This window comes from Microcystis sp. 49638_E5 (assembly GCF_021300285.1).
Taxonomy (GTDB): domain Bacteria; phylum Cyanobacteriota; class Cyanobacteriia; order Cyanobacteriales; family Microcystaceae; genus Microcystis; species Microcystis aeruginosa_C.
In genome coordinates this window covers 1-22,554 of the sequence record NZ_JAJTDH010000001.1, presented here as the reverse complement: position 1 = coordinate 22,554, position 22,554 = coordinate 1, and the positions used below count along the sequence as shown (strand labels likewise).

At 43.9% G+C, this 22,554-nt stretch carries 22 protein-coding genes; 12 read left to right on the top strand and 10 right to left on the bottom strand.

Annotated elements, in window-relative coordinates:
- Positions 1 to 6: 6 nt before the first annotated feature.
- Both LW728_RS00110 and LW728_RS00105 read left to right on the top strand, forming a co-directional pair.
- A complete protein-coding gene (locus LW728_RS00110) occupies positions 7 to 648 on the top strand; it encodes a cofactor assembly of complex C subunit B (protein ID WP_002804100.1) in 642 nt (213 codons plus the stop codon).
- An 81-nt stretch (positions 649 to 729) separates the two neighbouring features.
- Entirely contained in the window at positions 730 to 1,014 is a 285-nt protein-coding gene (locus LW728_RS00105) for a hypothetical protein (protein ID WP_002804102.1), read from the top strand.
- Between the two features lie 174 nt (positions 1,015 to 1,188).
- On the opposite strand, the gene LW728_RS00100 is transcribed toward LW728_RS00105, so the two are convergent.
- Together LW728_RS00100 and panD are read right to left on the bottom strand one after the other, a co-directional pair.
- Entirely contained in the window at positions 1,189 to 2,376 is a 1,188-nt protein-coding gene (locus LW728_RS00100; protein ID WP_002804104.1) for a TRC40/GET3/ArsA family transport-energizing ATPase, read from the bottom strand.
- A 74-nt stretch (positions 2,377 to 2,450) separates the two neighbouring features.
- Positions 2,451 to 2,870, bottom strand: coding sequence for an aspartate 1-decarboxylase (panD, locus tag LW728_RS00095; RefSeq protein ID WP_002804106.1), 420 nt, complete (start codon positions 2,868 to 2,870; stop codon positions 2,451 to 2,453).
- Between the two features lie 37 nt (positions 2,871 to 2,907).
- Between panD and LW728_RS00090 the strand changes: the two genes are divergently transcribed.
- Positions 2,908 to 3,735 (top strand): DUF3598 family protein, encoded by an 828-nt coding sequence (locus LW728_RS00090; protein ID WP_287764635.1) that lies wholly within the window; start codon positions 2,908 to 2,910, stop codon positions 3,733 to 3,735.
- Between the two features lie 316 nt (positions 3,736 to 4,051).
- On the opposite strand, the gene purN is transcribed toward LW728_RS00090, so the two are convergent.
- The 3 genes from purN to pap all read right to left on the bottom strand — a co-directional run bounded on the left by purN (position 4,052) and on the right by pap (position 6,580).
- Positions 4,052 to 4,690 (bottom strand): phosphoribosylglycinamide formyltransferase, encoded by a 639-nt coding sequence (gene purN, locus LW728_RS00085; RefSeq protein WP_287764543.1) that lies wholly within the window; start codon positions 4,688 to 4,690, stop codon positions 4,052 to 4,054.
- Positions 4,687 to 4,971: a hypothetical protein gene (locus tag LW728_RS00080; protein WP_002795695.1), complete on the bottom strand. Its 285-nt coding sequence runs from the start codon at positions 4,969 to 4,971 to the stop codon at positions 4,687 to 4,689. Before LW728_RS00080 ends, purN begins: the two co-directional genes overlap by 4 nt.
- A 115-nt stretch (positions 4,972 to 5,086) precedes the next feature.
- Positions 5,087 to 6,580: a polyphosphate:AMP phosphotransferase gene (pap, locus tag LW728_RS00075; protein ID WP_002804113.1), complete on the bottom strand. Its 1,494-nt coding sequence runs from the start codon at positions 6,578 to 6,580 to the stop codon at positions 5,087 to 5,089.
- A 69-nt stretch (positions 6,581 to 6,649) separates the two neighbouring features.
- Here pap and galE point away from each other — a divergent pair, with 69 nt between their 5' ends.
- On the top strand, positions 6,650 to 7,648 hold the full coding sequence (galE, locus tag LW728_RS00070; protein ID WP_104396786.1) for a UDP-glucose 4-epimerase GalE: 999 nt from the start codon (positions 6,650 to 6,652) through the stop codon (positions 7,646 to 7,648).
- Positions 7,649 to 7,720: 72 nt separating this feature from the next.
- Positions 7,721 to 8,146 (top strand): hypothetical protein, encoded by a 426-nt coding sequence (locus LW728_RS00065; protein ID WP_287764540.1) that lies wholly within the window; start codon positions 7,721 to 7,723, stop codon positions 8,144 to 8,146.
- 97 nt (positions 8,147 to 8,243) lie between these two features.
- On the opposite strand, the gene LW728_RS00060 is transcribed toward LW728_RS00065, so the two are convergent.
- A complete protein-coding gene (locus LW728_RS00060; protein ID WP_002804115.1) occupies positions 8,244 to 9,215 on the bottom strand; it encodes an FkbM family methyltransferase in 972 nt (323 codons plus the stop codon).
- Between the two features lie 162 nt (positions 9,216 to 9,377).
- On the opposite strand from LW728_RS00060, the gene LW728_RS00055 reads away from it, so the two are divergent.
- The 5 genes from LW728_RS00055 (at position 9,378) to LW728_RS00035 (ending at position 15,348) form a co-directional block, all read left to right on the top strand.
- Complete coding sequence (locus LW728_RS00055) at positions 9,378 to 10,838, top strand: MBOAT family O-acyltransferase (RefSeq protein WP_287764537.1); 1,461 nt, start codon at positions 9,378 to 9,380, stop codon at positions 10,836 to 10,838.
- The gene (locus LW728_RS00050; protein ID WP_287764534.1) at positions 10,838 to 11,797 is read left to right on the top strand and encodes a hypothetical protein; all 960 of its coding nucleotides are present in this window, start codon (positions 10,838 to 10,840) and stop codon (positions 11,795 to 11,797) included. The genes LW728_RS00055 and LW728_RS00050 overlap by 1 nt, the downstream gene beginning before the upstream one ends.
- Entirely contained in the window at positions 11,794 to 13,026 is a 1,233-nt protein-coding gene (locus LW728_RS00045; protein ID WP_287764531.1) for an NAD(P)/FAD-dependent oxidoreductase, read from the top strand. Before LW728_RS00050 ends, LW728_RS00045 begins: the two co-directional genes overlap by 4 nt.
- A gap of 15 nt (positions 13,027 to 13,041) precedes the next feature.
- Positions 13,042 to 13,932: a class I SAM-dependent methyltransferase gene (locus LW728_RS00040; protein ID WP_287764528.1), complete on the top strand. Its 891-nt coding sequence runs from the start codon at positions 13,042 to 13,044 to the stop codon at positions 13,930 to 13,932.
- 465 nt (positions 13,933 to 14,397) lie between these two features.
- Positions 14,398 to 15,348 (top strand): NAD-dependent epimerase/dehydratase family protein, encoded by a 951-nt coding sequence (locus LW728_RS00035; RefSeq protein ID WP_287668066.1) that lies wholly within the window; start codon positions 14,398 to 14,400, stop codon positions 15,346 to 15,348.
- A 382-nt stretch (positions 15,349 to 15,730) separates the two neighbouring features.
- On the opposite strand, the gene LW728_RS00030 is transcribed toward LW728_RS00035, so the two are convergent.
- Positions 15,731 to 15,892, bottom strand: a complete 162-nt coding sequence (locus LW728_RS00030) for a CAB/ELIP/HLIP family chlorophyll-binding protein (protein WP_487353236.1) — start codon at positions 15,890 to 15,892, stop codon at positions 15,731 to 15,733.
- 258 nt (positions 15,893 to 16,150) lie between these two features.
- On the opposite strand from LW728_RS00030, the gene LW728_RS00025 reads away from it, so the two are divergent.
- On the top strand, positions 16,151 to 17,713 hold the full coding sequence (locus LW728_RS00025; protein ID WP_002804122.1) for a B12-binding domain-containing radical SAM protein: 1,563 nt from the start codon (positions 16,151 to 16,153) through the stop codon (positions 17,711 to 17,713).
- 41 nt (positions 17,714 to 17,754) lie between these two features.
- On the opposite strand, the gene LW728_RS00020 is transcribed toward LW728_RS00025, so the two are convergent.
- The 3 genes from LW728_RS00020 to serA form a co-directional block, all read right to left on the bottom strand.
- On the bottom strand, positions 17,755 to 18,201 hold the full coding sequence (locus LW728_RS00020; RefSeq protein ID WP_002804124.1) for a molybdenum cofactor biosynthesis protein MoaE: 447 nt from the start codon (positions 18,199 to 18,201) through the stop codon (positions 17,755 to 17,757).
- A 324-nt stretch (positions 18,202 to 18,525) separates the two neighbouring features.
- Positions 18,526 to 19,422, bottom strand: a complete 897-nt coding sequence (gene prmA, locus LW728_RS00015) for a 50S ribosomal protein L11 methyltransferase (RefSeq protein WP_287764525.1) — start codon at positions 19,420 to 19,422, stop codon at positions 18,526 to 18,528.
- Between the two features lie 266 nt (positions 19,423 to 19,688).
- A complete protein-coding gene (serA, locus tag LW728_RS00010) occupies positions 19,689 to 21,266 on the bottom strand; it encodes a phosphoglycerate dehydrogenase (RefSeq protein ID WP_287764522.1) in 1,578 nt (525 codons plus the stop codon).
- Between the two features lie 256 nt (positions 21,267 to 21,522).
- On the opposite strand from serA, the gene LW728_RS00005 reads away from it, so the two are divergent.
- On the top strand, positions 21,523 to 22,329 hold the full coding sequence (locus LW728_RS00005) for an O-linked N-acetylglucosamine transferase family protein (protein WP_002804128.1): 807 nt from the start codon (positions 21,523 to 21,525) through the stop codon (positions 22,327 to 22,329).
- Positions 22,330 to 22,554: the final 225 nt, after the last annotated feature.

Here is a 22,554-nt window from a genome sequence, read left to right as displayed (position 1 = left end):
TCAGCTATGGCACCAGCTGATCCCAATCGTATTTTAAGACTGTTACCCCTGTTCGCTGGCATCGTCGGGGGTACGGTATTAATGTTTAATCGTTTTGCCACTGCCGATTTAACCCCATCGCAAGCGCGTTCCGATGTGATGGGAGTGATTTTGAGTGGGGTTTTAATTTTGGTGGGTTTAATCTGGCAAAGAGTTCAACCCCGCTTACCAGATGCTGTGGAATTAATCGGGCGCGAAGGCCTGGAATTTGCCCCAGATTTGCCAGAAGCGGTTAAAATTGAGCTTGCCTGGGCTTCCCATTTACTTTTAACTAACACCGTGACAAAATCTCTGATCGTTTATTATCGGGGAGAAGTTTTATTACGTCGCGGTATCTTAAGCCAGAATTCTGAAGTTAAAGTTAGTAATATTATCAAAAGAGTTTTAGAAACCGGTAAAGCCGTTTATTTAGTTAATTTAAATTTATATCCCGCTAAAATCGAGTTTGACTATTTGCCAGAAAACACCCAAGGCTTAATCTGTCAACCCATCGGTAAGGAAGGGGTGTTAATTTTGGCGGCAAATGCGCCGCGCAGTTATACTAAACAAGATGAAATTTGGATCGAGGGAATTGCTGATAAATTAGCCAACACTTTCAGTCAGTTTTAGGCGATTTCAGTAAGATTTAAGAATTTGGTTAAGATGAGAGTAAGCAATTAGTGATCAACTTGTAGCTCAGGATTTTAACCGATGACTCAAACTGGTGAAACCGTTACCTATTCCCTTGAATCCGTCCTGACAAGGAGCGAGAGTAAAATCGATACTTTGCAAAGAGATGTGGATCAAAAAATAGATTACTTCCAGAGAGATGTGGATCAAAAATTTGGCACTTTCCAAAAAGATGTTAATGATTTAAAGGTGGAAACCGCAGTAATAAAAGGAGAGATTAAAACTCTCGCTCGGAAAGTCGAAGGGATGGATAAACGACTGGAAAAAGTCGAAGATAGTTATGCAATCATAGTTAGGGTTGGCTGAAAAAATCAGAGTTGACGGGAGACAGCTATCAGTTATCAGATGTTATTTTTCAGTTCACTGTTTACTGGACGGCTACGCCGTGCCTTTGGCAACACTGAAAAGCTCCCCACCTCCCAATTCATAATTTAGAATTTATAATTCCCACTTCCCACTTCCCCACCCAATCTAGGGAAGTTACACTTTCACCACGTTGCTAAAAGAGATTTTCAGGTAATCATCTTCCATCTTTGCTCCGGAAGGTTTCAGGGCTGCCAAAGCTTGGGGTAAGACTAAATTACGACGGTGATTACCAATGCGAATATTTAACTCGTCTCCAGTTTTATTTAGTTGTATTTGTTCCTTGGGTATACCTGGTAAATATAATTCCAGACTGTAATTATTTTCCTGTTGAACTACCCGAATGGTGTTTTCTTGGTAATAAACCTTAGTCGGATCTTCGTCGGCAAAAAGAGTTTCTTTCAGTCTTTCCAAAGCGGGTAAACCACACATTTCTTCGGAGTAGAGAGGAACTTCCTTAACCGGTAAAGGATGAAAATTATCGTAAATTTCCTGTTTATAAACCTGTTGATTTTCTTTCCAACGGGCAAAGAAAGGATCGGTTACTTTGTCGGGAATAATCCGATTAGCAATAATCAAATCGGTGGAAACATTATAGAGACTTAGATAGGCATGGGCGCGTAAAGACTCCTTAATCACCATTTTTTCGGGGTTTGTCACCAAACGTACCGAGGTTTGAGTATTATCGGTCAAAACCTTTTCTAAAGCCTCGATCTGCTCGTAAAACTCATAGGGAGCGTCCATAACTTCCTTGTCTGGTAGGGAAAAACCGGCGATCGGTCGAAATAAAGGTTCTACCAGTGGTCGCAATGCCATCGACATTCCCTGTAACGGTTTGTAAAATCTTCTCATGTACCAACCGCCCACTTCTGGCAAACTCAGCAATCGTAAAGCTGTACCCGTGGGTGCGGAATCGATAATCAACACATCATAAGTCCCTTCATCGTAGTGGCGCTTCATGCGAACTAAACCGAAAATCTCATCCATTCCGGGTAAAATCGCTAATTCTTCCGCTTGCACTCCATCTAAACCCCTAGCTTGCAATACCTGGGTAATGTAACGTTTTACTGCGCCCCAGTTGCCTTCTAACTCCATTAGTGCGTCTAATTCTGCCCCCCAAAGATGGGGGCGTACCAAACGAGGATCATGACCTAATTCGAGATCGAAACTGTCAGCGAGAGAGTGAGCAGGATCGGTGCTGAGAACTAGGGTTTTATAGCCAAGTTCGGCGCAGCGGAGTCCTGTAGCGGCGGCGACGGAGGTTTTACCCACGCCTCCTTTACCGGTCATGAGAATTACACGCATGGGGGCTGATTCTAAGAAAATTTACATTACTTATTCTCATTATGACGGGAAAGTTAACAAATTGAGGACAAGAATCAGCATTCTTGGCTAGAAAATTCCACTCCCCGACCATCAACCCGGGGAATTAGGCTCTGTTCAAAAAATTGCTGACAGCGATTTTCGGCATCGGCGACGAGAACTTTGGCAAAATGACCCTTTTCGAGAACTTCTTGCCTTGGACGTTGTTCGTAGGCATAGATAATCAAAATATCTCCGGGTTGACAGAGCAGAGCCGCACCGCCGTTGGGGCAAATTTCCCCGGTTTGGCCGGGAAAAACGTAGGTGGAAAAGCGCTTACCATTGCTAAGATTGACCACATCCACCTCTTCAAGGGGCAAAATACCGACCCGCTCGATCAATTCTCGATCGATAGTGATACTGCCGACATAATCGACGTTAGCCTCGCTGACGCGCACTCGATGGAGTTTGGCGTGCATTAATCGAATTGTTCCCATGTATTTTGTCCTATTTCCCCCAATTACTTCAATTATTATGCTCTCCCAGTGGGAATGTTTACTAAAAAATCTCGGTCAATGGCAAGGTTCTTTTACCCGTCTGTCTCCCCAAGGCGATCTGCTCGAAGATACCCCGACTTTGGTATCTTTGCAAGGCATTAATAATAATCGATCGATTCGTCAATTGGTCCGCCGTCTCTACAGCGATCGAGCGCCAGAAGATTTGATTTTAGAGTATAGTTCTCTCCATCAGGGTATTCTATTTAGCCAGACGGGAGCTTTTTGCCAAGGTTCTTTATATTTTAGTAGTTTTTCCTCACAATTTGGAGCAGAATTTGGGTTAATCTCCGGGGAAAGACGATTAAGAATCGTACAGTTATTTAATGAGCGCTGTGAGTTCGACCGCTTGACTTTAATTCGGGAAAAGTTGGCCGATTCTAGCTCCCCAGAAAGACCGATGTTAACGGTGGAGCAATTACTCGGTCAATGGCGGGGAGAAGCGGTGACAACGGGACGGGATTTTTATAATTCTGCTGCCTATTCTACCCATGTATCGATCGAGCGTCAGGGGGATAATTATCTCTCGCAAACTTTGACTTTTGGTGATAATCAAATTACTTCTAGCGCTCGTATCGAGGGACAAAGATTGTTGTTTGAAAATAGTCCGCTGCCGATTCAAATACTGCTGCTGCCCGATGGGTCTTCCTGTAATACACCTCTGAAAATTACTGCCGGTTATCCTTTTGTTTTAGAGGTGGGTTGGTTACTTTCTCCTACTCAAAGACAGCGCCTAATTCGTTCTTATAACGAGAAGGGAGAATGGACGGGTATTACTCTGGTGACGGAGGAAAAGGTGAATTGCTGATGGGGTGACAAAGAGGTTAGAGTTTAGACAGGGTATGGGGTGTGGGGTGTGGGGTGTAGGGAAAATCTCAGTCCAGACTGGGATGTCTGGTTTCAGTTGAAGAACGCTTCCAGAGCGAAAAACTGGCTTGTTCGGGGTTTCCTCCTTGGTAGAGTTCCTGTTTGGCTACAGGATTTTTCCCCACACCCTACCCCCTACACCCTACCCCCTGTCCACACTTCAAGCTGGTTGTCACCCCTTCAGGATATTTAACGATTTACCTTGAATTTTCCTTTTTTTGCTGGCATTATCGCCAAGGAGGTCGGGAAATCTATCTCTACAGGCCCAATTTCGCCGCTAAAGCGATCGCTACCGGGAAAATGCGATGTTCTTGCACTTGAATGCGTTCGTGGAGACTGGCCTCGGTATCATCCGGGAGAATGGGAACCACTGCTTGCATTAAAATTGGGCCGCTATCTACCTCCGCGCGAGCGATATGCACAGTACATCCGGTCACTTTTACCCCCGCAGCTAAAGCTTGTTCCACGGCACGCACACCCTTAAAACTGGGTAGTAAACTAGGATGGATATTGATCACGCGATCGGGAAAAGCATCCAGTAACACCGGGGTGACAATCCGCATCCAGCCAGCCATAATTACCCATTTTACCCCGTATTCCTGGAAAGTTTTGACCAGGGCCCGATCGAGTTCTTCTCTGGGTTTAAATTGACGATGATCGAGGAAAACCGCAGGGATATTGTAGTGATCGGCTTTTTCTTTTACCTTGGCATCGGGATTATTGTAGATGAGGACAGAAATCTGGGCATTGAGTTGTTTTTTGGCGATCGCTGCCGCCAAAACAGCAAAATTGGAACCACTACCAGAAGCCATCACTCCTAAGGAGAGGGTTTCCTCTAGGGGAATATCGGCCAAACTGAGATCGGGAGAAATTAAACTGGGGGAAATTGTCATCATATTTTATAAGCGAGTTCGAGTGCATTGCAAAAGCTATTGAGGCGATTCAGCAAAGCATTATAGTAAGAATAAGCATCATCCCGTTCCTCTTGGAGATAGGCATACAAGGTTAGCTCTGGCTCTGCAGCTAGGTGATTTTTAGGGATATCGAAACCGACTTCGGTTAGGCGCGTCGCTGCGATCGCAACTAGCAACGCCCCAATGGTATTAGACTCACCATTGTGAAGATCCCTCAGTCCGGGTAAGATGATCTCAGCCCCCGGCAACTCATTGAGATTCATGATTGTTTCTCCTCTGGTGGATATTGAAAACGTTCAATGAAGTTCTCGACTCTGCTTCTCAGCACATCAGGGTTAAGGGAGGGGAATCGAAAAAATCCCCATACCCCTATCTCCCCTATCCCCGTTGTTTCAAACCGGTTTCAATAGCGGCAATTACTGTTTCTATGACTTTAACGCGGGCGAAATACTTATCATTTGCCGCTACAATTGTCCAGGGGGCGACGGGGGTGCTAGTGCGGGCTACCATGTGATTAACTGCCACATGGTAGAGGGGCTGTTTTTCCCGATTGCGCCAATCTTCATCGGTGAGTTTATGTTGACGATAGGGGTTATTTTGGCGCTCGTTGAAGCGATTTAACTGTTCTTCGGGGCTAATATGTAACCAGAATTTGACTAAAACACAGCCTGAATGGGTTAATTGGGCCTCAAATTCGTTAATTTCTTGATATGCCCGTCGCCAATCCATATCTTTAGCGAATCCTTCCACTCTCTCCACTAAAATCCGTCCATACCAACTGCGATCGAATATACCGATAGTTTTGGCTGCGGGTAATTTGCGCCAGAAGCGCCAGAGATAATGATAGCGGTGTTCTTCCTCCGTCGGGGCAGCAAAGGCAATCACTTGATAACTGCGAGGATCGAGGGTATCGGTTAAGCGTTTGATCGCCCCTCCCTTGCCGGCGGCATCCCACCCCTCAAACAGGACTAAAACGGGAATATTTGCCTGAAAAATCTCTAATTGCAGTTTTCTTAATTCTACCTGTGCCTGACGCAAACGGATTTTATATTCTTCTTTTTCCAATTTGGCACTTAAGTCCACTCTCCCCAGATAATCGGGTTCCGTGGGCAGTAATTGGGCTTGGGGTGGTAGATTGACAGGAGGTTCGATCGGTAATTGGCGCTGATCCAAAGCTTGAGCGATCGTACCGACTAATTGGGAGAGAACTTTTACCCGGGCCCAACGTTGACAGTTGCCCTCCACCAATATCCAAGGGGCGGCCCCCGTGCTAGTGTAGGTAATCATTTCCTCAGCTAAACTGGCATACTCATCATAACGTTTGGCCTGTTGCCAATCTTCCGGACGCACGCGCCAAGATTCTAGTTCATTTTCGGCGTATTCTTTGATGCGTGACTTTAATTCCTTTTGACTGAGGTGAATCCAGAATTTAGCGATCGCAACCCGATCATCAAATAATTGTCGCTCAAAGGTGTTGATATCGCGCATGACTAGGGGAATCTGGGAGGAGGGCAATTTATTTAAGAGTCGATCCTCTAGTAGATGGGTGTACCAACTGTGATAAAAAATGCCGATACTGCCCTTTGCTGGCAGTTTTTGCCAAAATCGCCACAAAAACGGGTAACTTTCCTCTTGGGGGGAAGGGGTTAAAATTGGATGGACGGTAAAACCGCGCGGATCCATATAGTTAACCATTTTTTTGACTAAAGTTCCCTTCCCTGCCGCCGCCCAACCTTCCAAAACCACCACCACGGGTAATTTACACTCCCAACAGGACTTCTGTAGCGATCGCAGTTGTTGCATTAAATCTTTAATTTGTGATTGATAAGTTTCCTTGTCAAGGGAAAGAGATAGATCGAGAGGACTTAACATGATGGTCAAATAAAAGCAAAATTAGGGTATAAAGTTATAGACAAGTCAATTTCAAATAGGTATGATCGCGTGTCTCAAGTTAAACCTACCATTCTCGTTACTGGCGGTGCGGGTTATATTGGTTCCCATGCAGTTCTAGCGCTCAAAAATGCCGGTTATTCCGTCATCGTACTCGATAACTTATCCTACGGTCACGCCGAAATCATTAAGGATATATTAAAAGTTGAGTTAATTGTCGGTGATACTAGGGATCGATCGCTGCTGGATAATTTATTTGCTAGTCGTGATATTGCCGCCGTCATGCACTTTGCCGCTTTTATTGCCGTGGGGGAATCAGTCCAAGAACCGGCTATTTACTATCAAAATAATGTTAGTGGTAGTCTGACTCTTTTGCAAGCGATGATCGCCGCCGATGTGAAGAAATTTGTTTTTTCTTCCACCTGTGCTATTTATGGAATGCCGAAAGAAATTCCGATGACGGAAAATCACCCCCATCATCCCCTCAGTCCCTACGCTGCTAGTAAGGAAATGGTGGAACAAATTCTTCGGGATTTTGATTCGGCCTACGGTTTAAAATCGGTGGCTTTCCGTTATTTTAATGCTTCAGGAGCCGATCCCAGTGGTTTATTAGGGGAAGATCACCAACCGGAAACCCATTTAATTCCCCTGGCTTTATTAACTGCCCTGAAAAAACGGGATTCCCTGTCAATTTTCGGCACGGATTATGATACTCCCGATGGCACTGCTGTTCGCGATTATATCCATGTCAATGATTTGGCACAGGCTCACGTTTTAGGCTTAGAATATCTCTTAAATGGGGGCGAAAGTAATGTGTTTAATTTGGGCAATGGTAACGGTTTTTCTGTGCGTGAAGTGATTGAAACGGCGCGAGCGGTAACTGGTTTAGATATTCCCGTCATCGAAAGTCCCAGAAGGGCAGGTGATGCCCCGATTTTAATCGGCAGTAGTGATAAAGCTAAACAGGTTCTCGGTTGGCATCCCCAATATGCCGATCTCAAGGTAATAGTTGAACACGCCTGGAATTGGCATCAAAAAAGACACGCTTAACAGTAAAAAAACTGCTAGAGGCTGATAGTTTACCGCTATAAGCTTCTCTAGAATCATCTCAAATACAATGCTATGAATAACAAAATAATCTTAATATTTATGGGCTTGACTTTTTTAGCAAGTTGTGCTGATAGTAAACAGTTTCAATGTCAAAAAATCTATCGCATTGCCAACGAAGTGGCCCAAGAAACCAAATCTTTAACCAACGGTCAAGGGAGAGAAATTGACCAAAAAAGTTGGCTATTAGCCGCCGATAAAATCGAACAGGGTGCGGAAAATATGAAAAAATTAGCAGTGAAAGATCCAGAACTAGAGAAATATAAAATCGCTTTCGCTCAAGTTTACGAAGATTATGCCACTGCCACTCGTGAAATAATTCAAGTTATCGAAACTCGCAATAAAAACGGGGCAAAATTAGCACAGGAAAAGGTAAGAAAAGCCGGACAATTAGAAAAAGAAACTGGCGAAGCTTTTAACACCTATTGTCAAGCACAGTAAGGCAGTTATCAGTTATCAGTTAGAAGGTGTTGGGGTTTTTGGGTATTAGTTGAAATTTCCCCATCTCCCTATCACCCCATCACCTCACTTCTCTACTTTAGGGTTTAATTGCGTACAAAGTGCCAACATTTTTACTGCGAGGCATCCTAGAAAAGATGATAAAACCGAAGTCTTGCAGATGTTTGACTAAAGCATCGGGACCCTTGTTATGCCATTCCATCATGATAATTTTGATCTGTCCTAATTGACCAGTTGCCGCTAAAGAATCGAGGATTTCGTATTCGGAACCTTCACAATCAATCTTGGCAACTATATCGATATCGGGATAGTCAGAGGTAATACCCTTAAACACATCGGTGAAAGGTTTAAGAATTAAATCAGCTGTAGCTGTTTGTTTCGAGGCAAAAGGTTTTAATTGGTTGTCAATACCAGAAATACCAACACTACCTTTAACATTGTAATCGTATTCTACTTGAATAATTTCGTCCCGAGCGCCGACTCCATAATCAAAAGCTTTAATCTTCTCCCCTAGATTAGGATTGAGGGCAAAATTTCTTAAAGCTTGGTCGTAGGTAGCCTTAAAAGGTTCGTAACTATAGACAGCTTTTACATTAGCTCGATTGGCAAAAAAGAGACTAGCAAAACCCGTATTCATACCAATATCAATCGCTACACAGGGCTTATCATAGAGGAAATTATATACACCTAAAAGGAAAATTTCATGGGCGATATCTAAATCCTGTCCCGTCTCGATAATTAACTTAACTCCATCGATCTCGATAATTAATTCCTGTTGCTCATCGATATAAAATTTACAATTGGCTAGAGATTTTAAGGCGTTAGCTTTGTTAAAAACTTTACTACCCAAAAGAAAATCCTGCTTATTTTTGCTTAAACTGACCCCTAAAGGTTTATAAAAAAGTTGACCAGATTTAGCATCATATTCCACATAATTAGGACTAATATTATGCTCTGCCAATTGACTAGACCAATATTGATCGGCAATATGGGGATAAGTCTTAAATTGCCGATAGCGTTTATGGGCATCTAACAGTTTTTGATAAAGCATTACTTGTCTAGCCTCGATTTTTTAGGATGGATGAAGGTAATTTTATGGACAAGTCTGACAAAGTTTGATAGGCTTGTCAAGAAAATCCCTCGTCTCTGAGCATCAGAAGTCAGGAAACCCATCTCAAACAAGGTAACACAGACCATCAGGAGTTAATAAGCCTTGAATTACTCTGATTTTATATTTTGGTGGATATTAATCCTTTTTAGCGTTCCTTTCTTAACGGCACGCTACTTGGCGAAGTCCTTCAATCTCTGGCGAGGTGTTTTTGATGGGGTCGGATTAGCAGCGCTGTCCCTAATCCTATTTTATTACGCAAGTCGCACCAGTTTCCTCGTTTTCATAGTCTCCCTAGCCTTTAACTACATTATGGTCTGGCTAGTGCTGAAAATGAGCGGCTGGAAAGCGAATCTCCTAGCCACTATCGTTATCGTCATCGATATTCTCGTCCTGGCCTACTTCAAGTATTTCGGCTTTTTTGTGCAGGAAATCATCGGATTATTCGTTTCCCTCCCCCCTAACTGGAAGGAACTTTCTCCGATTCCCGTGCCTAGCCAAATACCGCCGGGGGTGTCCTTCTATACCTTCCAGATGGTGGCTTTCGTGGTGGACTCCCTACGCGAAAAGAAAAAGAAACCCCTAGCCGTCCTCGATTATGTCAATTTTATCTCCTTTTTCCCCCAAATTGTCGCAGGTCCGATCGAGCGTCGCCGGGATTTATTACCACAAATGGAGGGATTTCGCCTCAAATTTACAGGAGAAAACTTCGAGAAGGGTTTGCGTTGGCTTTCCCTCGGTTTATTTATGAAATTTGTCCTCGCCGATAACATTGCGCCCTACATCGAATTAGATAAGATGATCGACAATGCTTGGTATATCTGGTTTGAGGCTTTTTTATTCACCCTGAGAATCTATTTTGACTTCGGCGGTTATAGCTTTATTGCTGTTGGTTTAGCCTATTTTGTCGGGGTTAGATTAGAATTAAACTTTTTAGCACCCTATACATCCCAAAGTATTAACGAATTTTGGCGACGTTGGCATATCACCCTTAGCACCTGGTTTCGGGATTATGTGTTTTTACCCCTAATGGGTTCCAATAAAAACTGGGCCCCTTTTTACCTATTTATCACCTTTACGCTTTCAGGTTTCTGGCACGGTGCGGCCTGGAATTTCATCTTTTGGGGGGCTTACCACGGGGCATTATTATTATTACTGCGTTATTTAGGCCGACCTTTCTATGCTTTTGTCGGAAAATACGTTTCTCAGCCGCAAATTCTCTCCTGGGCTTTAACGCAATTGGCTGTCATTTTTGGTTGTCTCTTTTTCATGGAGGTTAACACCAGAAGATTAATCGGCAAAATTCTGGTTATTGCCAATCCTTTCAATTATTCCTTAGCTAATATCGCTGAGATTTTTAGTTCCTATACTCTCAATCAAGGAGCAGTTTTAAGCGTTGCTTTAGTTTTTGGTATCATTGTTTTAATCCTCGAACATCTGGCTATTGCTCAGAAAAAGTTTGAATATGAACTATTGTTATCGCCTTGGCTGTCCAAAATATTGCTAGGTTTAACGATTCTCCTAGCTTCCACTAATACCGGTAACTTTATTTACTTTGAATTCTGATGAATACTAAATCCTTTAACATTTTCCCCTGGTTAGCCTCTCTGGGAGTCGCTTGGTCCCTCGGCTTTGTTTATAATGTCATCTACGGTGGCGAATTAAGCTGGTTGCGGATGATGTACGAGGAAAAATCAGCGATCGCTGCTAGTACCGAAGGACCGCGGCGTTTAATCGTCACGGCGGGATCGGGGGCGCATTATAGCATAAATTCGGAATTAATGGCCAAAGAATTGGGAATGCCGGTGGTTAACTTCGGTTTACAGGGGGATATCGGCTTAAATGTCATTGCCGCTATGATTCTCGAAAAAGCGCGCCAAGGAGACGTAATTCTGCTGATTCCCGAATATCTCATGCTCATGGATGAGGACGGTTTTAATCGCGGCGAAGGACTTTGGGGATCCGCACCTTTTAGCGTCGCTATTGGCAAACCGGGGTTAGGTGGGATACCTTTAAAAACCATGATCGAGGATACTTGGTTATTAGGTATTCCGGGGATGCGTCCAGTCACTAAATCGATGGTTGATTTATTCAGCAAAGGCAGAATGACGGGTTATCTTTCCGATCCGATTACTAATACAGGTGATCCGACTATAGTTAAGGAAAGAACAGGGAAATGGTGGCAAATGACTTTTAATACTGCTGCTTCTCCTCACTCAATTAAATTGATTGAAAAACTCAAGAAAGATTTAGAAGCAAAAGGGGCGACTTTAGTGGTTTCTTTGCCCTGGGTTTATGCCAAAAATGAGGGTAAAACCGTTGCTAATATTCGCAAATCCGCCGAAGAATTAAGTCGGGTTGTGCCAACAATTTATGACCCAAAAGACTTGAATATTAAGACCGATTCTACTATTTTTGCTGACACTCACTATCATCTTTTGCCCCCGGCGAGAATTATTCGTTCAGAACAATTAGTTTCGGAACTGAAACCCATCTTAAACACAACTGAGAATAAAAATCCATGAATAAACCTATAACTAAGATTTGCATTCTGGGGGGTGGTTTTGGCGGGTTATACACGGCACTCGATCTGAGTCGATTAACAGCAGTAAAATCGGGTCAATGGCAAATAACTTTAGTCGAACCAAAAAACCATTTTCTCTTTACTCCCCTTCTCTATGAACTAATTACAGGAGAATTGCAACGCTGGGAAATTGCCCCTTCCTACCGTCAATTATTAACAGGAACTCAGGTTAATTTAAAAACTCAAAAAGCTAGTAATATTGACTTAAATAATCATCGAGTATATTTAGAAAATGAGGAGGTTATAGACTACGATTACCTAGTTTTAGCGGTGGGAGTGCGGAATCGTTGGCCGGCTATACCGGGGTTAGCCGATTATGGGCTAACTTTTCGGAGTTTAGAGGATGTGGAAAGATTACAAACGGCAATTCATGACTTAGAAACTCAAGGAAAATCCTCAATTAATTTAGCCATTATTGGCGGCGGTCCCAATGGGGTAGAATTAGCCTGTAAGGTGGCTGATCGTTTAGGAAAAAAAGGCAAAGTTCATCTAGTGGAAAGGAACGAGGAAATACTGCAAAACTTCCCTAAATCGGTGCGTGTTGCTTCCTATCGTTCCCTTTTAGCCAAGAATGTTAGTCTCTATTTAAACACGGGATTAAAGGAAGTTAACGCTAATTCCATAACCGTATTTAAAGATAATAAAAATGAGGTTATCCCCATTGATTTATTATTGTGGACAGCGGGAACTGAGGCACAGGATTGGATCAATAATTTAGATTGTCAGAAAACAGCACAAGGCAAATTATTAACCCGTTCCAGTTTACAATTAATCGACTATCCCGAAGTGTTTGCCCTTGGGGATATAGCCGAAATTTATCCGAGTAAACAGGTAATTCCTGCCACAGCACAAGCAGCCTATCAAGCAGCCAGTGTAGTAGCCAAAAATATCTCGGCAGTGATTAGAAAAAAATCGCTCAAATCCTATTATTATCTGCATTTAGGTGATATGTTAACCCTGGGTAAACAATCAGCCCTTGTCTCCAGTTTTGGTATTAATATTACTGGTAGATTAGCCGATATAATGCGTCGATTTGTCTATATTCTGCGTTTACCCAGCAAACGTCATCAATTGAAAGTGTTTCAACATTGGGCAAAAAAAATTCTTCTCCGACTCCGTTATTCACAAGTGTTATCTAAACAACCGATTGAATCAAAAAATACTCGTTAATTGTAGTTAAAATCCATGAAAACCTTTCTCAAAAATATGGCGGCAGTTTGGCAAGCAATCCCAGAGATTCTCAAAAACCTTAAGTCTCTGAATAGTGCCTCCTCAAAATATCAAGATATACTAACAGAGTTACAAATTGACAATTATCTGCTAGAAAACTTGCATAAAAACCCAAAATATGATAGCCCTAAAAAACTAAACCGCTACGAATTTAAGGTTTTTTCGCAAGCGGGGGAAGATGGCATTACTAGCGAAATTTTTAATCGCATTGGAACCACAAATAAATTCTTTGTGGAATTTGGAGTTGGCAACGGTTTAGAAAATAATAGTACCTATTTGTTAGTGAAAGGATGGCAAGGTTATTGGATTGAAGGCAGTGAGCGATTTTGTAAAAGTATTCGCCAATCTTTTGAAGATTTAATTGCTAAGCAACGATTAACTTTAAAAAATACTTTTATCACTGCCGAAAATATTGAAGACTTGTTTCGAGAGGGCAATGTACCGACAGAATTAGATTTATTATCCATTGATATTGATGGTAATGATTATTGGGTCTGGCAAGCAATTACTAATTATCGTCCCCGGGTGGTAATTCTTGAATATAATGCTATTTATCCCCCCGAATCCAGTTGGGTGATGCAGTATAATCCCAGTCACCAATGGAAATATAATAGTCATATGGGATCAAGTTTGAAAGCTCTAGAAAAACTTGGTCATCAAAAGGGTTATAAATTGGTAGCTTGTAGTTTTTCGGGAGTGAATGCTTTCTTTGTGCGAGAAGATTTACTCGGAGATAATTTCTGTTCCCCTTTTAGTGCTGAAAATCATTACGAACCCGCGCGCTATTTTCTTTGTTCCCAAAAAGCTGGACATCCTCGCGCTTTTGGCAAATTTAAGACTATATGAGTCAGGGAAATTAACCGATAATTAATAACTTGTTGGAGCAGGTTAATTTAAGCAGCAACCAGGGTGAGAGCATCTTAAACGCTATTGACAATTGGCCAATTTTGTGCTCCGTTTGCTGTGCGGGTATTTCAAGTGATACCAGTCAATCAGAATAGTCACGAAATCGACCCATTTGGTCGATTTTTGCTTAACAATTGAGATGGGCAATTTTCCTCAAATATGTCTGAATCGTCCTCTGGGTAAGCAACTCACCTAAAGTTCATTTTGTCAAGGATTGTTAAGATGCGCTTACCCTGTCCTCCTCTAGACCGTCTCCTGTCTCCTAATCTATTTGATTTTTGCAGGAGATATAATAAATCTATCGATTTTGACCCCTAAAAGCTGACAGCGGACGACGGAAATTGATTGCGGCAAAAAGCGCAAAAATGATTACAATCGATACAAAATATCAACGACTAGGATTAAATGGCTACTCATATTGTTACTGGTGTCGCGGGTTTTATCGGTTCTAACTTGGCAGAAAAGCTTTTAGAACAAGGAGATCAGGTGATCGGTATCGATCAATTTAATGATTATTACGACCCCAGTTTAAAGCGCCAAAATGCCCATATTCTAGCAAAATATCCCGAATTTAAGTTAATTGAAGCGGATATACAAGCCCTCGACTGGAGACAACTGTTGCAAGGAGTAGAAGTATTATTCCATCAGGCAGCCCAAGCAGGAGTCAGAGCAAGCTGGGGTGATGGATTTCGTCAATATACCGAAAGGAATATAAATGCTACTCAAATTATTCTTGAGGCCGCTAAGGAAACCCCTTCTTTACAACGGATGGTTTTTGCTTCCACTTCCTCGGTGTATGGCAATGCGGAAACGATGCCGACTCCGGAAACCCTCTGTCCCCAACCAGTTTCACCCTACGGCATCACCAAATTAGCGGCAGAAAGACTCTGTTGGCTATATCACCAGAATTTTAACGTTCCCGTCACTGCCTTGCGTTATTTCACCGTTTATGGACCGCGGCAACGTCCCGATATGGCTTTCCATAAGTTTTTTCAAGCAGCGATCGCGGGTAAACCAATCGGCATCTACGGGGATGGCAAACAAACCCGCGATTTTACCTTCATTAGCGATGCTGTAGCCGCTAATTTAGCCGCTGCCGTCGTGCCGGAAGCGGTGGGTGAGGTGTTTAATATTGGTGGTGGCAGTCGCGTGGTTTTACTGGATGTCTTGGATACCATGGAAAAAGTCATCGGTAAACCTATTAAGCGATCGCATCAAGGATTGGCCCGGGGAGATGCCCGTCACACCGCCGCCGATGTCACCAAAGCGCGTACTATTCTAGGTTATAATCCCCAAGTCTCTTTAGCCGAAGGATTAGCCCAAGAATGGCAGTGGATTCAGGGATTATATTGTTAAGTTAATTAGGGTTGGCTGAATATCAGTGGAAGCCTTGCTAAAAAATGGTTTCAGGGTTCCGCTTCCCAGTGCGCGAGGTTATTGTCTGAGTAACGCACAGAAAAGGGGTTTCTCCGAGAAATCCCTTTTCTACTCAAAAACTATCAGATCCCCCCGCCTACCGGCACCCCCCTTATCAAGGGGGGCAGGGGGGATCGAACCTAAAATCCATTTCTAATTTAATTATAACCAGCTACTTAGCTTCACGATCAGTGATTATTGTTTACCGATGACTGAAAAATCTCCCCAACCTCCCACTTAAAAAGGGAAAGAGCTATGCTCCTCCCCTTTTTTTAATAATTTATTCAAGACGATTGTAGATGCACACCAATCGAGGCTGAAATTACATTAAGCCTAATTGAGCAAGGATGCCTTTGTGGGTTAAGTATTCCGTAGCTACGCCAATAACGAAACCGAGCATGGCTAAACGACCATTCCAGTTTTCAGCGAAAGCGGTGAAGCCGAGTTTGTTTTCTTGCTTATCCATGGTGAATTGCCTTCCTATAATAAAATTGCATTTGATTCAAGTGCTTGATATTAAATGTAACATAACTTCCCAGACTATGCAACATTTGTTTACATAAATTTTATTAATGTTGACCATAAACTTTTATGGTGGCAGGGTCAAGGGTTGGCAATGGCGGCCGAAAATCAAGCCTGATCTTAGTTCTAGGGCTAAATAACGGTTTTCCCATCCCTGACCGAAAAAGATTACAATCAAGCGAAAGGTCAAGAATCGATCGCCATCGAGCGAGGAGTGAATATGCGTGCCTTACTGATTTATCCCGTTTTTCCGCCGACTTTCTGGTCCTATAACAAAATTCTGGAATTAGTCGATCGCAAAGTCTTACTTCCTCCCCTGGGTATGGTGACGGTGGCGGCGATTTTACCGCAGGAATGGGAATTTAAACTGGTCGATCGCAATATTCGGGCGGTGACAGAAGCAGAATGGGAATGGGCTGAAATAGTGATTCTTTCCGGCATGATTGTGCAACGTCAAGATTTAATCGAACAAATTCACGAAGCCAAACAACGGGGTAAACTGGTGGCTGTGGGTGGTCCCTATCCCACTTCTATCCCCCATGAAGTGGCCGAGGCCGATTTTCTGATTCTCGATGAGGGAGAAATCACCATCCCGATGTTTGTGGAAGCATTGGCAAGAGGAGAAACCAAAGGTGTTTTCCGCACCACAGAAAAACCCGATGTGACAATTACCCCGATCCCACGCTACGATCTGCTCGATTTTGAAGCTTATGATTCCATGTCGGTGCAGTTTTCGCGGGGCTGTCCCTTCCAGTGCGAATTTTGCGATATTATCGTTCTCTATGGTCGTAAACCCCGCACCAAAACCCCCGCACAATTATTAAAAGAATTAGATTATCTCTACGAATTAGGTTGGCGTCGGGGCGTGTTCATGGTGGATGATAATTTTATCGGCAACAAGCGCAACGTTAAATTACTCCTCAAAGAATTAAAGGTTTGGCAAGAAGAACACCAGTATCCTTTCCGGTTTAACACGGAAGCATCGGTAGATTTAGCCGCCGATCCCGAATTAATGGAAATGATGGTCGATTGTTACTTTGATGCGGTCTTTTTAGGTATTGAAACCCCCGACGAAGAAAGTTTACAATTAACCAAAAAATTCCAAAATACCCGTAGTTCCTTAACCGAGACGGTAGATAAGATTATTAAAGCTGGATTGCGCCCTATGGCGGGATTTATCATCGGTTTTGATGGCGAGAAAAAAGGAGCGGCCGATCGCATTATTAATTTTGTCGAAGAAGCGGCCATTCCCACGGCTCTCTTCGGAATGTTACAAGCTTTACCCAATACCGCCCTATGGACTCGCTTGGAAAAAGAAGGACGACTACGATTAACGGGGAAACAGGACATTAACCAAAGTACCCTAATGAATTTCGTTCCCACCCGGCCGATCGAAGATATTGCCACAGAATATATTGAAGCCTTCTGGAAATTGTACGATCCGGAGGTATTTCTCGATCGCACCTATCGCTGTTTCCTGAAATTAGGCGCACCTAAAGCGAAACCTGCCTTTAAACTGCCTCGCCGGGCCGATCTCTATGCCCTAGCGGTAATTATCTGGCGACAGGGCTTTAAACGTTCCACTCGCTGGAAATTCTGGCAGAATTTATTCGGTATTTTGCGTCATAATCCCGCCAATGCCGAACACTATATCACTGTCTGCGCCCACAACGAGCATTTCCTTGAATACCGTCAGATTGTCCGGGATGAAATTACGGCACAATTAGCCGAATTCCAACGCCAAGAGGCATTAATGGCGGAAAAAACCGTCATAGCTGCCTAATTATTCCGAGGATGGGTAAATAAACCCATCCTTAACCCCATTTATCGATTTTCCAGTTCACAAGCCCCAATACTAACCCATTGACTAGAACCATCAGACCAGTATTCTTTTTTCCAGATCGGGGCATTATGCTTGAGAGTATCAATAGCATAACGACAGGCTGCGAAAGCTTCCCCCCGATGGGGACAACCCACCGCTACTAAAACGCTAATTTCACCGATTTTTAGCTTACCGGTGCGATGGTGAATGACAACTCGATTAGTATCGGGCCAGGTTTGCCGAATTTGCCGAGCAATTTGCCGGAAAACCTCCATCGCCATGGGTTCGTAGGCCTGATAATCAAGATAAATAACTGGTTTACCGTCGGTTTGCTCCCGTACAGTACCACTCATTAGTACAATAGCCCCATTAGCCCCATCATCGGCTAATTGATATACTTCCTGCAAAGATAAGGGAGCGAAACTGATGCGAAAACTATCTTGAGTCATGGATGCTTTTTTCAGTAAATAGTAAATAGTAAATAAGTAGCTGGTTATAATTAAATTAAAAATGGATTTTAGGTTCGATCCCCCCTGCCCCCCTTGATAAGGGGGGTGCCGATAGGCGGGGGGATCCCCCCTTAATCCCCCCTTAATAAGGGGGGCATCTGATAATTTTTAACGCCTACCTACTTAGTAATCAGTGAAGTGACAAGACAGCACTGTTAATGCCATTTAATACTCCTCACTTGATACTGCTCACTGAAAACTCAAATCTGATAACTGCTCACTGATAACTGATAACTGATAACTGATTCCAGGCTGACAGCTATATTAATCCACAGCGCGACGAATTTGCAGACAACACCATTCTTGACGTTTCCACAGGGCAGCCACTGTCCAGCCTTGGGGTTCTAAAATATCTGTAACTGCTTGTGCTTGGGTAACAAGGATGCCGCTTAAAATTCCCCAAGTGGTGGGTTTTGCCAGACGGGTGATTTCGGGCATTAAAGCGATAATTGTCTCGGCTAAAATATTACAAACGATGCCATCGACACCATCGGGAATTAATTCTAATAACTCCCCGACACTACCGTGATTAATAGCCAAATTTTCGGGGTTAATCCCGTTGAGATGGCGATTACTATACGTCGCACTCACCGCCAGCGGATCTGTATCCACAGCATAAACTTTTTTGGCCCCTAATAAAATCGCCCCGATCGCCAGTATGCCAGAACCACAACCGATATCGGCGATAATTTTATTCTCTGGATGGCTACTTAAACGCATTTCTAGGGATTCTAGGCATAATTGGGTGGTGGGATGCGTTCCCGTGCCGAAAGCGGAACCGGGGTCAATTTTAATCACCAATCTCTCGTTATTTTCCGGGGGATTTAACCAAGCAGGACAGATCAAAAAGCGATCGCCGATCTCGCTGATCTGCCAATGTTGTTTCCAACTGCTGGCCCAGTCTTCCTCGTCCATTAACTGCCAATGGCTGACAGGTTCAGAAAAACCTAAAATCAAAGCATCTTGCTTTAACCAGAGGCTTAGTGCCTCTAAATCAGGCAATTGCGCTTTAATTTCTGGTATATAGGCCCTAACCTCTAAAGAGGATTGTTTTTTAGCGGTGGCCGTTCCCGAACAGCCAAAATCTTCCAGTCTCCAGAAAACCGTTTCTTCGAGACTAGGTTCGCACAAAACCGTAATTTCCCACCAACTATTAGACATATATCAGTTATCAGTGATTAGGTATCAGTTATCAGATTTGGGTTTTCAGTCAAAAGTATTAAGTGGCAAGTTCCGAGCTTTCCTTTCACTGATTACTGATTAAGCTAAGACGCATTTAAACCGCTTATTCTTAGATTAGCCCCCCTTGCCCCCCGACCCCCCCGATGTCGGTAGTAGGGTTGATTCATGAATCAACCCTACCTTGAATCAACCCTAGGGGGGTGGGGGGTTGCCTCTTGCCTTCAGAAGCTGATAACTGATTTAATCTAGAGTTTTACCGTGTAAGCATCGCGGATACCGGGGACTTTAGTAATTTCCGAGAGAAGACCTTCCGGTAGAGGATCATCGAGACTCAGGGCCATAACTGCGTCACCGCGAATAATTTTGCGTCCTACCTGCATACTGGCGATATTGACATTAAAACTGCCTAAAAGTGCGCCAATTTTGCCGATAATACCGGGCATATCTTGGTGAAGGGTGAATAACATATGATTACTCGGAGGCACGTTAATGGGGAACTCATCGAGGTCAGTAATGCGGATTTCTCCCGTACTTAACAGCGCTCCGGTGACGGAATGGGTCCCCATGGAACCATTGGCTTCCAAATGAATCGATCCCGAATAGTCGCGGGTGGAAGCATCCCGGGTTTCGATTACCCGGATACCGCGTTCCTTAGCTTCGATCGCCGCATTAACATAGTTTACCCGTTCCCGGAGGGCTTGGGAAAGTAAACCCTTAATTGCCGCTATCACCAGGGGTTGACTGTCTTTAGTGGCCAATTCTCCCTGTAAACGGACATTTAACGAGTCACAGCGACCTCCTGCTAACTGGCTGACGAGATTACCCATAGTTTCCGCTAATTGCAGGTAAGGGCGCAGTTTTTCCATAACATCGGGAGTTAGTCCGGGGATATTAACGGCCGAACGCGCTGGCAAACCGAGGAGGACATCGCGAATTTGTTCGGCCACATCAATAGCCACATTAACCTGTGCTTCCGTAGTCGATGCGCCTAGGTGGGGAGTGAGGATGACGTTAGATAATTCTCTTAATCTAGATTCGCCTAAAGGTTCCTGTTCAAATACATCCAAGGCTGCCCCGGCGATTCTACCGGATTCGAGGGCTTCAATTAAAGCCAACTCGTCGATAATGCCGCCGCGGGAACAGTTAATGATGCGGACCGTGGGTTTCATCTTAGGGAGGGTTTCCCGACCGATGAGATGCTGGGTTTCGGGAGTTTTCGGGACGTGGAGGGTGATAAAATCGGACTCGGCAAAGAGTAGTTCCAGATCCACTAGGGTGCAACCGAGTTGATCGGCGCGTTCTTTGGAAATAAAGGGATCGTAGGCGAGAATTTTCATGCCTAGGGATCTAGCAACGGCGGCGACGTGGGAACCAATTTTCCCTAAACCGACGACTCCTAGGTTCTTTTTATAAACTTCTGTGCCGATAAAGCGATTTCTTTCCCATTTATTCGCTTTTACCGACTGATTGGCATCGGGAATATGACGGGAGAGGGATAACATCATGGCCAAGGCGTGTTCGGCAGCGGCGATCGTGTTACCTTCGGGAGAGTTAACGACAATAATCCCCTGACGGGTGGCCGCGGGAACATCGATATTATCGACTCCTACCCCTGCGCGGCCGATAATTTGTAGTTTGCTGCCCGCTTCGACGATTTCCTTAGTGACGCGGGTACTGGAACGGAGCATCAGTGCGTCGTATTCGGGGATAATTTGAATGATTTCCTCGGCGGATAGTCCTGTTTTCACGTCCACTTGGGCAACCTGTGACAGAATTTCTACTCCTACCGGATCGATCGAATCGGATACCAGAACTTTGGCCATAATCTTTATAACGTGCTTTATTCAGTCTACGGGCAAATGCTAGACCAATATTCGGGTCTAGCCGCAATAGCCCATTTTAGAAGCAAAGGGTGCAGTCTATGGCAAAATTAGCGAAAAGATTTTAGGTTGTCCTTCTCATGGTCGTCCATGGTGTTGATGTCAGCCTCTTGCCGTTGTAACTGAGATATGGCCAATTTAATCACGGTGGCGATCGAGTTTTCCGCTTCTTTTTCTAAGGCTTTTTCTAGGGCTGCTATTGCTTCTGTATCCTTCGGCTCCCCTGCAACTCCACTATCTGGGTTATCCTGATACCCTTGGTGCAGATTTTATCCCCTACATTCTGGGCGATCGCTTTTTAATTCCCCCAGATTTGGCGGAATATTACAGGGAAACTTTAGTGGAATTACCCCACGTTTTTGTTACTACTCCTTTGTCTTTTTCTGAACCACCGCCATCGCGGTCGGAACTGGGATTACCAGACGAGGGATTTGTCTATGCTTGTTTTAATCGCACTGATAAATGGTCGCCTGAACTCTTTGCTTGCTGGCTGGAGATTTTGCAAGCTGTACCCAACGCTGTGCTGTGGTTGGCGGAGTCTTCTGAGGATATTTCCCAAACCCTGCGAGCAAAAGCGAAAACCGCAGGCGTTGACCCAGAGCGTCTTGTCTTTTTAGTTCAGCGTTCCCCATGGGAATTCATCTCTGTGTGTCGGCAGGCAGATTTGTTTTTAGACACGTTTCTGTATAATGGCGGAGCGACTTCTGTTTGCGCCATTCAAGCTGGCGTTCCTTTACTGACTTGTCCTGGAGATACTTTTGCTTCGCGAATGGGGATGAGTATTTGCCACGCTGCTGGTTTAGAATCTTTTGTCTGTGAAAGTAGGGAATCCTATCAAGTCCAAGCAATTTATTGGGGGACCCACTGGGAGGAACTGCGCCAATTCACTCAGCAATGGCAGCAAAAACAGGGAGATTTACCACTATTTCAACCGGCTACCTGGATTAAAGCAATGGAAACTCAGTTAATGAATCTTTGGCAAAACCAAATAAGGAACTGTATTTAGGGTTTGCTGAATAAGTTTTTCGTGGGGGTAGGGTGTGGGATGTGGGGTGTAGGGTTTTACCGATTTTCATCTGGTCAATTACCTAAGTAGGGGCTGCTGAAAAAGTTTTTCGTGGGGGCAGGGTGTGGGGTGTGGGGTGTAGGGTTTTACCGATTTTGAGGTAGTCAGTTACCTAATTTTCAGGGAAAAAGTACCTGAATTTTACCCCCGATCCCTCCAATGGTC